Consider the following 12,296-nt stretch of genomic DNA (forward strand, 5'->3'; position numbering starts at 1 on the left):
GTCCCATATTATATCTTACGAATCACAGTTCCATTCATTTAGATCCGACTTTCAAAACAATATGATACGGATATTTATATTGTTCGTCCTCAGACTATTCCTTTTATCTAAAAAATGTCCCGCCTTGATTGACCCAAGTATCAGACAGGAGTAAAACAACTGACTGGAGTTCAATCCATATGTCCACCTATTAAAATCCAAAACTACTCCTATTACCTTTAAGGGCAATTACATTTTTGGAGATTCCAATCTTTCGTACATCCCTGTCCTTAAAACTTTTCCCAATACTGTTTCACACTACCTTCTTCTATGGCATCCATATAAGAATTGGCAATTTCAAAAACTTCCTCTTCATCACTTATCTTAAAAAAAGTTCTACCATGCTCAACGACGATATCCTTATTTTTCCCTTTGTTTTCCTCAACCCAACTGCGGAATTCATTTTCCCAACGTTGCGTAGCCTGCTCCATATCTTCGTAGCAAAGCAGCTCATCCTTTACATTTTCAATTAGTTCATCTATGGTTAATTTCATAACATTATCCTTTCCTATCCCTCTTTGGGCTTCATCCCAAAATGTGCATACCCCGCCCCAGTCACAACTCTGCCTCTGGGGGTACGTTGAATGTATCCCAGTTGCAATAAATAAGGCTCATAAACGTCCTCTATTGTTTCCGACTCCTCACCAATGGAAGCAGCAAGGGTATCTAGCCCAACGGGCTTGCCGTCGAATTTATCTATCATGGTCATTAGCATCTTGCGATCAATTAAGTCTAATCCCATTTTATCCACTTCTAACAAATCCAATGCAAAACGGGCAACCTCGCCGTTGATTTCTCCATCATACCTCACTTGAGCAAAATCTCGCACTCTTTTTAAAAGCCGATTTGCAATTCTTGGCGTACCTCTGGAACGCCTTGCGATTTCTAACGCCCCATCCTGATCTATTTCAACCTGCAGCACATCCGCTGAACGGCAAATAATGGTTTTCAGGTTTTGAATATCATAAGGTTCTAACCTTTGCACAACACCAAACCGATCTCTTAAAGGAGCCGTTAGAAGCCCAATTCTTGTGGTAGCCCCAATCAAAGTAAACTTTGGCAAATCCAATCGTACAGATCTCGCCCCAGGCCCTTTGCCTATCATAATGTCTATGACAAAGTCCTCCATGGCAGGGTATAAAATTTCCTCTATCATTCGGTTCAAACGATGGATTTCATCAATAAAAAGAATATCGCCTTCGCTTAGGCTGTTTAAAACCGCCGCCATATCCCCCGCCCGTTCAATGGCAGGCCCCGAAGTGGTTTTTATATGAACCCCCATTTCATTGGCAATAATGTTGGATAAGGTTGTCTTTCCCAATCCTGGAGGGCCATATAACAACACATGATCCAAAGCTTCCCCTCGTTGTTGGGCCGCTTGGATAAACACTTTTAAATTTTCCTTTACACTCTCCTGCCCAATATAGCTGTCTAACTGCTGCGGTCTCAGCTTCGGTTCAAAATCCTTGTCTTCTTCCCGAAAACCCGCTGTTAGTATTCGCCGATTATCCAATGGTAACACCTGCTTTATCTAAAATGTAATCATTTTTTTCAATGCCGCTTTCAAAATCTCCTCTGTGGTCATTCCTTCTGCTGCAACCAAGCCAACTGCTTTGGCAGCCTCACTTCGGCTATAACCCAATGCAGTCATGGCGTCAATTGCCTCAAATTTTGCTCCCCCAATAGAACCCACTTCCTCCTCCATATCCGAAGGGATTGCTATGGCGTCCTCTGTGCTGCATTTATCTTTCAACTCTAATATCACCCTCTGGGCTGTCTTTTTACCAACCCCAGGGGCCTTTGTAAGGGTTTTTGCATCCCCCGATAAAATTGCCATAATAATTTCCTGAGGTGTTAATTGAGATAAAAAACCCAATGCCCCTTTCGGCCCAACACCACCCACAGTTAATAACTTAAGAAACATTTCCTGTTCTTCTTTTGAAGAAAAGCCAAAGAGGGAAATACCGTCATCTTTCACACTCATATGAGTAAAAACCTTGATTTCCTTCCCCAGATCAGGCATCTTTGAAAGCACCACTGTGGAAACAAAAATCTGATATCCGATTCCGCCCGTTTCCAATATGATATAACTTTCCCCTCGATGGGCCAAAGTGCCCTTTATATAAGAGATCATAAATCTTCTCCTCTCTTTCTGTATCCAATTATTATACTGGACAAGTTCTCAAAGAGCAACCCTCTCCAGACAAAATTAGGAAAATACGTTCGCCATTGTTCCATTTAAAAAAGAGGTGTACACTAAACAAAAAGGAAAGGAGCTGTTGAAATGGAACAAAAAATACTACTTTTAGGTAACCCGTCGCTTTATCAGGTTGCCTCCCCTGTAACAGAAGACGATATGAAAAATCTCCCCCAAATTGTTCAAGATTTACACGATACACTCATGGCTTTCCGCAAAAATATGGTGCTGGACGTGCCATTGCAGCCCCTCAAATCGGGGTACAAAAACGAATTTTGTATATGTACATAGACCACCCCGTAGTTTTTATAAATCCCCGTTTAGAGTTTCCCCATGCAGAACAAATGGAAGTTTTAGACGACTGTATGTCCTTCCCTGCCTTATTGGTAAAAGTCATACGTTATAAACGCTGTATCATTCACTTTACAGATATGGAAGGCCACTGCTGTAAAATGGAACTGGAAGATGATCTTGCAGAATTGTTGCAACACGAATATGACCATTTGGATGGTATTTTGGCGGTTATGCGAAGCATAGACAACCATTCTTTCTATTGGAAAGAGACACCTTAAAAAAAGCTTTTCTATTCATTTATCCCAATGAAAAGGCAACTCAAGGCAAACAAATCAAAACCACCCGTTAAACGGGTGGTTTATTCTTGACTGTTTGGCGCAAATAAAACGTTGGTTTCCATAAAATCGAATTGAAAAACCAATGCCTTTACTCCAAAACAATAAAACTGCCTTGCATAAACTTTTTTAAGTAATTCTTAAAATTCTATTTCTGTTTAATCAGGCATAACTTCAATTTCAATCTCCGCTTCTTCCAGTATCTTTCTGGAAAGCTCATCAGGGTATTCTCCTTTATGAACAATACGCTTTATGCCTGCATTTACCAGCATCTTGGCACAAATCACGCAAGGCTGAAGGGTAATATAAATTGTTGAATCCTCCGTTGATATACCCAGTTTTGCTGCCTGAATAATGGCATTTTGTTCGGCGTGTAACGCACGACATAACTCATGGCGCTGTCCAGAAGGTATGCCTAAACGTTCTCTTTCACAGCCCCCCAACTCCGTACAATGTTTTAGCCCAGATGGAGCCCCATTGTAACCAGTGGTAATAATACGGTTGTCCTTTACAATCACCGCTCCAACTTCCCTACGCAAACAGGTAGATCTGGTCTTTACAATCTCTGCAATTTGCATAAAGTATTCGTCCCAGCTAGCTCTCACCGATTCCACTCCCCTACCTTTATTTTTCTACAAAATATCACATCTTAACGTATTTGTCAAAAGCATTTCAAAATAAGAAAGCCTCCTCACCTTAAATATCCTTCTACCAAAACCAGTAGATTTTAATATTTCAGGCAAAGAGGCATTTTCATAAATCGGAATTTTATTTTAGGAAATTTCAAAGTTCCTTCCTAATAAGTCCATATAGACTTTCAAGCATTAGACAATCAGGTTCATTTTTTTTGCTTCGAATTCCAATTCCTCTCTAAATTCAGGAGCAGCAAGGGAAATAATCATTTTCGCTCTATCACTTGCAGTCTGACCTTTCAAACGTACAATGTTGTTTTCGGTTACTAAAAAGTCTACTTCATTCTTTGTTGTTGTTACAATAGAACCGGGTGTCAATACTGGCTTAATCTTAGAAACTGTGCCTCCTTTTGTTGTGGAAGTCATGGCGATAAAGCCCTTACCACCCTTTGATAAGTTTGCACCACGAACAAAGTCAACTTGTCCGCCAGAACCACTATAATGCTTTGTACCAATGCTTTCTGCGCAAACCTGACCAAATAAGTCAATTTCAATACAAGAATTTACAGAAACAAAGTTGTCGTGCATACCAATGATATTGGGGTCATTTGTATAGTCAACGGGGTGCATTTCAAAAGCAGGGTTATCGTGCATGAAGTCGTACATCTTTTGCGTACCCCACGCTAAGGTTGCAACCGTTTTCCCTACGTTGATAGGCTTTTTCATATTTGTAACAGCACCACATTGAATCAAATCTACCATACTGTCTGTAAGCATTTCTGTGTGAATACCCAAGTCTTGTTTGTCTCTCAAAAGAACACCAACTGCATTGGGGATGCCACCAATACCCAGCTGCAGTGTTGCACCGTTGGGTACTTCATCTGCAATCATCTGGCCAATTGTTTTATCTATATCTGTCAATGGTGCATTGGGCAAAATAGAAAGAGGTCTAGAGGATTCACAGAGGGCTGTAACCTGAGAAATGTGAATCTGGTTGTTGCCTAAAACACGAGGCATTTTATCATTTACATCTAAAAGGATGATTTTCGCTTTGTCACGCATAGCAACGGCTTCTGCCCCTGCCATAGCACAACTGAAATAACCGTGCCCATCCATAGGAGAAACCTCAGCGTACATAACATCTAATTTAGGCTGAACATCTCTCCAGTAACCGGGAATTGTACTATAATTGGCGGGAATATAGGTATAATGACCTTCCTGAATACCTTTTCTGCCGGCCGCACCTGTAAACCAAGAAACATAGTCATATTTGCCCTTCAGCTCTTCATAGTTCAGAAATGGGCCACCTTTCACAGATAAAGTCTGATGATGAAGAACGCCTGTTAATTCTCCATTTCTCGCTCTTTGAGCAATGGCCTCACAAATAGCCGTAGGCTCTACTAGACCAGTGGGGCTAGCACAAACATCTCCAGACTTCACAAATTTTGCTACTTCTTCAGGAGTCATTTTCTTTGCAAGATACATTTCCTGAAACTTATTCATATTATCTCACCTTTCTTATCGTCTTCCTATTCCACTTGGCAATTTGCACAATATAGTGGGACAAAATACCAACCTTTGAATACAAAATACTATTCTTCCACCGTATTTTAGCACATATTATGGATGCTCGTAAAGGTTAAAAGTATCATGTTTTTCAAATTATACAAATTTTCAGCGATTGTTCTCAATTAAATTTATTTAAATCGAATTTTGCAATCAAATTCACTTTATATTTTTCTATTATTCTGTCAACCAGAACATCAAAGGATGCCTTAAACCCTAGCTTTCTAGCGTATCCAAAAAAATTTATGGTAATCAAAAATATGTCATACAACGCACAACTAAAGCCTTCAAAAACAGTTTGCACAAAAAAACGGTCAACCATCCCTCAAAGGAAGTGCTGACCGTTCTACGTCTCAATATGTTTTTATTTTACTTTATAATATAGGGTAGAACCTCTTTAGGAAGTTCTTCGTCTTTACAACTAATAATCATTGTAAAATCTGTTTCCGTTTCCTTGGAAATGGAATCCAATTCAGTGATAAAAGTTACAAACTCGTCCTTATTCACTCTATCCACGATATTATTCAAACCATCTATATAGACTTTTTCAATGTCACTATTTTGAGAGAGTATACCACACACAAATCCTCTGAAAATCTGAGGGCTTTCCATGATAAACCTTGGTGTGTCTACAAAGCGCACACTATAATGAAGATCGTACATGTGACTGTTGTCATCATCCACAAACACAACGCAACCGTTTGCTTCCTTGCTTGCCTCATTTGCCATAGTGATAAGTCGTTTCGTTTTACCTACACCTTTTTCGCCTGCAAGAATCTGAACCATTGCAATCTCCCCCTTTATACTGGTGATATACCTCTGGATTTGAATTATAAAGTTTTAATAAAACAAATAGTTAATCGTTAACTATCTGTTTGTAATTAGTATTCTCCAAATTATAGAAAAATCCTCTTGAATTTTAATTTTTTTGTACCTAAAAAAAAATATTGTTAGATTTTCACAATAAATTCACTCTTTTAACATGTAAGCCGCCTTTTAATTGTGGTTATTGCCAGTCTGTTTCTTCTCGAAAACCATTGCAGCGGCACCATAAATTCCTGCGTCATTGCGAAGCTTGGCCAAAGCAAATTTTTTATCTCTACAATGCGCAAAAATATTTTGGGCATACTCTTTTTGAACCATATTCAAAAGGAATTCACCTGCCCGAGAAACTCCACCACCAATTACAATCATTTCAGGGTCTACAATATAACAAGCGTTGGCAATGGCCATACCCAAAAGACGAGATACATATTTCGTAATATCAAGGGCAAGCTCGTCGCCTTCTTTTGCTCTATCCCACAAATCCTTTGCAGTAATCATATCTAAACTTCTAAGAGTCGAAGGCTTATCCGTATTTTTCATAAACTTCTCCGCTACCCGAACCATTCCCGTAGCAGAGGCATACTGTTCCAAACACCCTTTCTTCCCACAATTACAAAACATTGTTTCAAAAGGATTTATGGTGGTGTGGCCAATTTCCCCAGCAGTTCCCGTTTTTCCCGTTAAAATTTGACCGTTCAAAACAACTCCGCCGCCAACGCCTGTGCCTAAAGTGAGCATAAGTAAACTGTTTACGCCCTCTCCTGCACCAAAGGTAAACTCACCCAAGGCTGCAACACGTGCATCATTTTCAACAAAAACCGAAGAAATGCCAAAAATCTTTTCTGCCTCTTTTCCAAGAAAAACGTCTCCCCAGCCAATATTAACTGTCCCTCTGAGCAAGCCGTCCTCTGTAACAGGGCCTGGTGCCGTCAAACCAACGCCGATATCTTCCTTTCCCATGCCTTTTTCATTTAAGGTTTTCTCTATTTCCTGGTAAATATCTTGTAGTAGTGGGGTTGGGTCAGATTCCTTTCTTGTTGGGATTTCCCATTTCTCCAAAAGGCCATCCTTTCTGGAGAATAGCCCCATTTTTATTGACGTTCCACCAATATCCACACCAAAGCAATACTCCATTTTATGCCTCCTCGTAGTCATAAACAATCTTGTGTATTAGACTTTTGTACCTTTTGTAAACATCTTCAGATATTTTTTGGGGTATGGTCATTAGCCGTAACGGCAACATATCCTGCCCTTCTCTCATCGGTGGTTGCAAGTAAGGGTAGTCATTATAGAAAAAACCGTGTCTTTCATAAAATCCTACTCGCCGCTTTGTTAGCTCATCTTCCGGCACTTCCACCTCTAAAACAATAGGCCTTCCCGCCCAATCTATAATTTCATCTAGCTTTTCGCCACCAAATCCCCCATTGCGAAATTCTGGCTTAATAGCTAAATGTTCAAAATAAAAAAAGTCATTAAAATCCCACATTGCAAGAGCGCCTTGTAATATGCCGCTGTCTTCTTTGATTCCATACAAACGATATTGTGGCTTATCCAAAAGGGCTTTCTGTCGTTGCTTTTCACGTAACTCCTCCACAGGAAAAGCTTCTTCTAAAATAGGGTATACTTCATCAAACGTATCCTTTGTAATTCTTTCAAACATAATTTCATCCTCCTTGCCCAAAGAATACTATAAAATTTTAAAAAATGCAATCCCAAACAGCCCCGTTTGATATATCAAAAAAGAAGCCATCCAAGCGGTAAATAGCCAAAAACAAAGGGCAAATAGCAATCTTATCCCACTTCTCTCTTCACACCAAAATGCAGAAACCGCCGCCACACAAGGGATGCTTAATAGATGGAAAACCATAAAAGATATGGCCGATAAGGGGGTAAACATTCCCTCTGCCCCGCCTAAGACGCCGAATGATGAAACCACGGCCTCTTTCGCTGCAAATCCTGATAAAATCGCCGCCGATGCTTTCCAGCCCTCCTCTCCGCCCCCAAACCCAAGGGGTACAAAAATAGGGCTCAGCCCTCTACCAACCATAGCTAATATACTTTTGCCCGAGTCATGGGTAAAGTGGAAATCTAAATTAACATGGGCAGCCAGCCAAATTATGATGCTTGCTCCAAGGATTACTGTTGCCGCTTTTGTTAGATATTCTTCCCCCCTTCTTCCAAGAGTACGCATTAAATTATTCCACCTTGGTAGATGATAAAGGGGCATCTCCATAATAAAAGGTGCTTTTTGAGGTGGATTGATCTTTTTTTCCAAAATCATAGCCCAAAAAACGGCGACTAAAATTCCTCCACAATATAAACAAAAAATTACGACCCCGCCTTTTTGGGGGAATAATAATCCAACCAAAAGGGCATATAAAGGAAGCTTTGCCCCACAAGAAAAGAAAGGAATAATTAGCCTCATAATCCGTCTGCTTTTTTCCCATTCTAACGTCCTAACACTCATCATTGCTGGCACAGAGCAACCAAAACCCGTTAATATGGGCAAAAAAGCCCTTCCCGAAATGCCTAATTTCCCCATAGGCTTATTGAATAAAAAAGCCGCCCGTGCCATGTATCCACTATCTTCTAAAAAAGTAAGACAGAAAAATAAACATAAAATTTGAGGCAAAAAAGATACCGCCTTGCCCATTCCTCCAAAAATCCCTTCTGTTAAAAATGCCCTCCCCCAATAGGGCATTTTCGGAAAAAAAACCGTTAAAATATCCCGCATCATCTCCATTCCATGCTCAGCCCCTTGTCGCAAAAAAACGCCTGGGGAGGGTAAGCCTGTCCCAAAAAAGGAAGTGGAAAATGTCAGGTGAAAAATCAATGCCATGCATAAAAAGAAAATGGGAATGCCCCATATAGGATGCAGAAAAACCTTGTCCAACTTCTCCGTTGGACTATCCCCAGCACTTTTTTCCGAGATAACTTCGTTACAGCAATTCACAGAGAACCCATACCGAACAGCGGCCATTTCCCCTTCCCAGTCCAACTTCTCCTGCCTTTCTAACCATCGTATGCTGCAGAATAGTCCTTGGGTTTGACCCAAAAAAGATTGCATCAATGGTTGAATCTTCTGCCAAAGCTTCTGATCCTGCTGAAGAACGGTTATTCCTTTGCGCCCCTTTCTCACTGCCATATATAAGCTTTTCGCAAGTTCTCCCTTGCCCTCACCAGTAATGGCAGAAATCTCTACAACAGGTACCCCTAAAATATTAGATAGCTTATCTGCATCAATAAAAACCCCTTGGTTCTTAGCAATCTCTACCATATTTAAAGCCAACACCATGGGTGTATCTAATTCCATAAGCTGTGTTGTTAAAAAAAGGCTCCTTTCCAGTATAGTGCTATCTATTACTTGCAAAAGAATGTCAGGCTTTTCCTCTAAAATAAACTGAACCGTTGCCCGCTCCTCTGGCGTATATGGTGAAAGAGAATATACCCCTGGCAAGTCAATACAAAGGCACTCCCCACCTTCCCAAAATCCTTCCTTTCGCTCAACAGTAACACCAGGCCAATTTCCAACTCTAGCGTCACTGTCAGTTAACACGTTAAAAAGTGCACTTTTCCCGCAGTTTGGGTTACCAACCAAACCCAATTTTCTCACGTTATCCCCCTCCTTTCTCTATCACAATAGATTCAGCTTCACTGTAACCTAAAGCTAATGAAAACCCACGAATCCTGACCTCAATGGCCCCCCCCATGGGTGCCCAACGGATACAATATAAATGAGTATTCGGCGTGAATCCCATTTCCAAAAGCCTTCGATACAGCTCTTCATGGCACGTAAGCCGAACCACTTTCGCCTGTTCCCCTTCTTCCAAAAAGTTCAAACTTGTCTCCATAATCTTTCCCTTCTATATCTATGCCAAATCATACCAAACCATGCAACAATGCTCTGTTTTACCAGACAGTTCCAATTAGTTTTTTATAGCTATTTTTGGTAAACTATGTTATACTCTAGCAGAAAAGGAAGTGAATTTATGAAACGGAAATTAAGAGGATTTCTCCTCTTTTTTATACTTTGTCTTTGCACAATGGCTCCTGCATCGGCTGGAAATATTGCGGTTAAATTAAACGGTTACCCTTTGCCACTTTCGAAACCAGCCATGATCCAAAATGATCGAGTTTTGGTTCCCATGCGAAGCGTTATGGAGGCCTTGGGATATACCATTATTTGGCATCAGGATAGCAGTAGCGTGGAAGCAATTAAAGAGGGCACAAAGCTCCTCATTACCATTGATGCACCAACAGCAACGGTAAACCAACAACTAGTAACCTTAAATAAGGCAGCAACCTTATCAGAAAATACAACCATGATACCCTTGCGCTTTTTGACCCAATATAGTGGTGCCATGGTGGAGTGGGACCAAAAAAACAACACCGTTTCCATTAGCACCAACCAAGTTCCCCAAGGGGATTTGACAGACTCTGTGGTTTACATTCAAACCAACAAAATGCAGGGTAGCGGGATTATTCTTTCTTCTGAAGGTATCATTGCCACGAATTTCCATGTCATTGAAAATGCATCAACAGCCCAAATGGTGTTCGCTGACGGTTCTATTTACCAAGGAAAGACCACTATCGTAGGCTTAGATCCTCAGAAGGACATTGCAATTTTACATATTGATAAAGAAAAGCTTATTCCCGCTCGTATCGAAACATCAATTATAAAAGGGGAGTCCGTGATAGCAGTTGGTGCGCCCAATGGTGCCCGAAATACCCAGACAAAGGGCGTGGTCAAAGGTTTTAATCAAGATATCATTGAAACAAGCGCTCCAATTTCCCATGGTAGCAGTGGTGGTGCATTGTATAACAGAAAAGGAAAGTTAGTGGGTATGACTGCCGCTTATAGTGATGATCAGTTTTTTTCTATCCCTATTAATGAGGTTATGAAAGTATCCAGAGATCTTTCCATTCCCCTAAGTAATATGAAGAATTATTTTTATGCACCTAGCGCACCAAAAAACCTCCGTTACTGGCTCGAAGGTAACTATGCGTATTTAACTTGGTCCCCTGTATATGATGCTGATTATTATTATGTATACATTGCTTATACCGATGGCGGAAAATTTACAAAACTACAGAACAAATCCTTAGGTGGAGACATATGGTATTGGGGCTTTCCTCAGTGCTTCGGTATTACCACTGCTGATACCCGACCTATTTATATCAAAGTCTCAGCCGTGAAGAACAACATCGAAACAGCAGCTTCCGATGTTATAAAAATCTCAACAAAATAAACTTCCCGTCGATAAAATTTCAATGGGGTAAAAAAGGACCTCTTGCAGAGAGGTTCTTAGCTAAAAAATCAGAGGGTATCTTAAATCATTTCGACTTAGGATACCCTCTATTAAAACGCTTCAATTTACCCTTTACCCTCGTTTTCCGCTTTATTTTCTGCCCCATTTTCCGCTTCAATTTCTGCTCTAATCCGTTTTGGTATTCTCAAACCAAGCCACACCACATAGATAAGTCCCAAAGATGAAAACACCATTAAAAACCATGTACCCTCAGGAAATAGATGGAGACTAAAAATTGCAAGCCCAATTAGAATCGAATACCCATTTTGTGCGATGGGAGCAAATTTTCCAAAGCGGTTTCTGTATACTTTTTTTGCAGCTCTACTCTTTTTTTGCTCTTTTTCCCATTCCTCTTCAATTAAGGATACGCATAAACCTTTTGTTATAAGCCACGCAAAAAGTATCACCCAATAGTAGTCGAATATATCTCCTGCTAGGGCACTTATGAAATTTATATCAAGCCACTGCCACCTACAAAGTGGTGATGAGTAATGTGGTCGCTTTGAACTTTCATTTGCCTCCCCTGTTTCACCAAGAATAAATACCCATCATTAAGTCTAGCAACAAGTTTCAGCTACATAAAATACACTGTTATAACTCTATGCAAATCTCATTAAAAATTACATTTCTTTTGAAATATCAACCGCTGTGGCCTCAGTATAGCGAATCAAATCGTCGGGAAAAAGAATCACTTGCTCCCCTCGAATCCCCGCACTTATGGCTATTTCATCAAACAATATGGCAGTTTCATCTATAAAAGTCGGGTACTTTTTTTTCATCCCCACAGGGGAACATCCCCCTCTGATGTAGCCCGTTAATGCCAAAAGTTCTTTCACATGGGTCATTTCCAGTTTTTTGTTCCCCGATACCGACGCAGCCTTTTTTAAATCCAGCTCCATGTCGACAGGAATACAAAAAACCAAAACTCCCGTTTTATCCCCTCTGGTTACAAGGGTTTTAAAAACTTGCTCTGGAGGAAACCCTATTTTTTCTGCCGCATCCAGACCAGAAAGGTTATTCTCATCGTATTCATATTCTGTTGTACGATAAGGTATCCCTGCCGTTTCTAAAAGTCGCATTACATTGGTTTTAACCATTC

Annotated in this window: 12 protein-coding genes and 1 pseudogene; 2 read left to right on the forward strand and 11 right to left on the reverse strand. The window is 40.4% G+C overall.

Annotated elements, in window-relative coordinates:
- Positions 1-269 precede the first annotated feature (269 nt).
- The 3 genes from RBQ60_RS11495 to ruvA are packed head-to-tail and all read right to left on the reverse strand — an operon-like array spanning position 270 to position 2,173.
- Entirely contained in the window at positions 270-533 is a 264-nt protein-coding gene (locus RBQ60_RS11495) for a hypothetical protein (RefSeq protein ID WP_307883834.1), read from the reverse strand.
- Between the two features lie 14 nt (positions 534-547).
- A complete protein-coding gene (gene ruvB, locus RBQ60_RS11500; RefSeq protein ID WP_307883835.1) occupies positions 548-1,552 on the reverse strand; it encodes a Holliday junction branch migration DNA helicase RuvB in 1,005 nt (334 codons plus the stop codon).
- 18 nt (positions 1,553-1,570) lie between these two features.
- Complete coding sequence (ruvA, locus tag RBQ60_RS11505) at positions 1,571-2,173, reverse strand: Holliday junction branch migration protein RuvA (RefSeq protein ID WP_307883836.1); 603 nt, start codon at positions 2,171-2,173, stop codon at positions 1,571-1,573.
- A gap of 150 nt (positions 2,174-2,323) precedes the next feature.
- Here ruvA and RBQ60_RS15560 point away from each other — a divergent pair.
- Positions 2,324-2,808, forward strand: a pseudogene (locus tag RBQ60_RS15560) (peptide deformylase).
- Between the two features lie 215 nt (positions 2,809-3,023).
- Here RBQ60_RS15560 and RBQ60_RS11515 read toward each other — a convergent pair.
- From RBQ60_RS11515 to RBQ60_RS11545, 7 genes are all read right to left on the reverse strand, one after another.
- Positions 3,024-3,470: a deoxycytidylate deaminase gene (locus tag RBQ60_RS11515; RefSeq protein ID WP_307883837.1), complete on the reverse strand. Its 447-nt coding sequence runs from the start codon at positions 3,468-3,470 to the stop codon at positions 3,024-3,026.
- Between the two features lie 219 nt (positions 3,471-3,689).
- Positions 3,690-5,000 (reverse strand): acetyl-CoA hydrolase/transferase family protein, encoded by a 1,311-nt coding sequence (locus RBQ60_RS11520; protein WP_307883838.1) that lies wholly within the window; start codon positions 4,998-5,000, stop codon positions 3,690-3,692.
- Positions 5,001-5,432: 432 nt separating this feature from the next.
- Positions 5,433-5,849, reverse strand: a complete 417-nt coding sequence (locus RBQ60_RS11525) for a twitching motility protein PilT (RefSeq protein ID WP_307883839.1) — start codon at positions 5,847-5,849, stop codon at positions 5,433-5,435.
- A 210-nt stretch (positions 5,850-6,059) separates the two neighbouring features.
- The gene (locus RBQ60_RS11530) at positions 6,060-7,022 is read right to left on the reverse strand and encodes an ROK family glucokinase (RefSeq protein WP_307883840.1); all 963 of its coding nucleotides are present in this window, start codon (positions 7,020-7,022) and stop codon (positions 6,060-6,062) included.
- Position 7,023: 1 nt separating this feature from the next.
- Positions 7,024-7,548, reverse strand: coding sequence for a GNAT family N-acetyltransferase (locus RBQ60_RS11535; RefSeq protein WP_307883841.1), 525 nt, complete (start codon positions 7,546-7,548; stop codon positions 7,024-7,026).
- A gap of 27 nt (positions 7,549-7,575) precedes the next feature.
- A complete protein-coding gene (gene feoB / locus RBQ60_RS11540) occupies positions 7,576-9,501 on the reverse strand; it encodes a ferrous iron transport protein B (protein WP_307883842.1) in 1,926 nt (641 codons plus the stop codon).
- A 1-nt stretch (position 9,502) separates the two neighbouring features.
- Positions 9,503-9,739, reverse strand: a complete 237-nt coding sequence (locus RBQ60_RS11545) for a FeoA family protein (protein WP_307883843.1) — start codon at positions 9,737-9,739, stop codon at positions 9,503-9,505.
- Between the two features lie 138 nt (positions 9,740-9,877).
- Here RBQ60_RS11545 and RBQ60_RS11550 point away from each other — a divergent pair, with 138 nt between their 5' ends.
- Positions 9,878-11,137 carry a stalk domain-containing protein gene (locus RBQ60_RS11550; RefSeq protein WP_307883844.1) on the forward strand — a complete coding sequence of 420 codons (1,260 nt, stop codon included), beginning with the start codon at positions 9,878-9,880 and terminating at the stop codon, positions 11,135-11,137.
- 680 nt (positions 11,138-11,817) lie between these two features.
- On the opposite strand, the gene ybaK is transcribed toward RBQ60_RS11550, so the two are convergent.
- Complete coding sequence (gene ybaK, locus RBQ60_RS11555) at positions 11,818-12,294, reverse strand: Cys-tRNA(Pro) deacylase (RefSeq protein WP_307883845.1); 477 nt, start codon at positions 12,292-12,294, stop codon at positions 11,818-11,820.
- Between the last annotated feature and the right edge of the window lie 2 nt (positions 12,295-12,296).

It is taken from the genome of Anaerotignum sp. MB30-C6 (assembly GCF_030908465.1).
Classification (GTDB): domain Bacteria; phylum Bacillota; class Clostridia; order Lachnospirales; family Anaerotignaceae; genus Chakrabartyella.

Bases quoted from the DNA above. Each gene is read 5' to 3' on its own strand.
- RBQ60_RS11495 (WP_307883834.1), bottom strand. From the start codon at position 533: ATGAAATTAACCATAGATGAACTAATTGAAAATGTAAAGGATGAGCTG.
- ruvA (WP_307883836.1), bottom strand. From the start codon at position 2,173: ATGATCTCTTATATAAAGGGCACTTTGGCCCATCGAGGGGAAAGTTAT.
- RBQ60_RS11525 (WP_307883839.1), bottom strand. From the start codon at position 5,849: ATGGTTCAGATTCTTGCAGGCGAAAAAGGTGTAGGTAAAACGAAACGA.
- RBQ60_RS11545 (WP_307883843.1), bottom strand. From the start codon at position 9,739: ATGGAGACAAGTTTGAACTTTTTGGAAGAAGGGGAACAGGCGAAAGTG.
- RBQ60_RS11530 (WP_307883840.1), bottom strand. From the start codon at position 7,022: ATGGAGTATTGCTTTGGTGTGGATATTGGTGGAACGTCAATAAAAATG.
- RBQ60_RS11520 (WP_307883838.1), bottom strand. From the start codon at position 5,000: ATGAATAAGTTTCAGGAAATGTATCTTGCAAAGAAAATGACTCCTGAA.
- RBQ60_RS11550 (WP_307883844.1), top strand. From the start codon at position 9,878: ATGAAACGGAAATTAAGAGGATTTCTCCTCTTTTTTATACTTTGTCTT.
- RBQ60_RS11535 (WP_307883841.1), bottom strand. From the start codon at position 7,548: ATGTTTGAAAGAATTACAAAGGATACGTTTGATGAAGTATACCCTATT.
- ybaK (WP_307883845.1), bottom strand. From the start codon at position 12,294: ATGGTTAAAACCAATGTAATGCGACTTTTAGAAACGGCAGGGATACCT.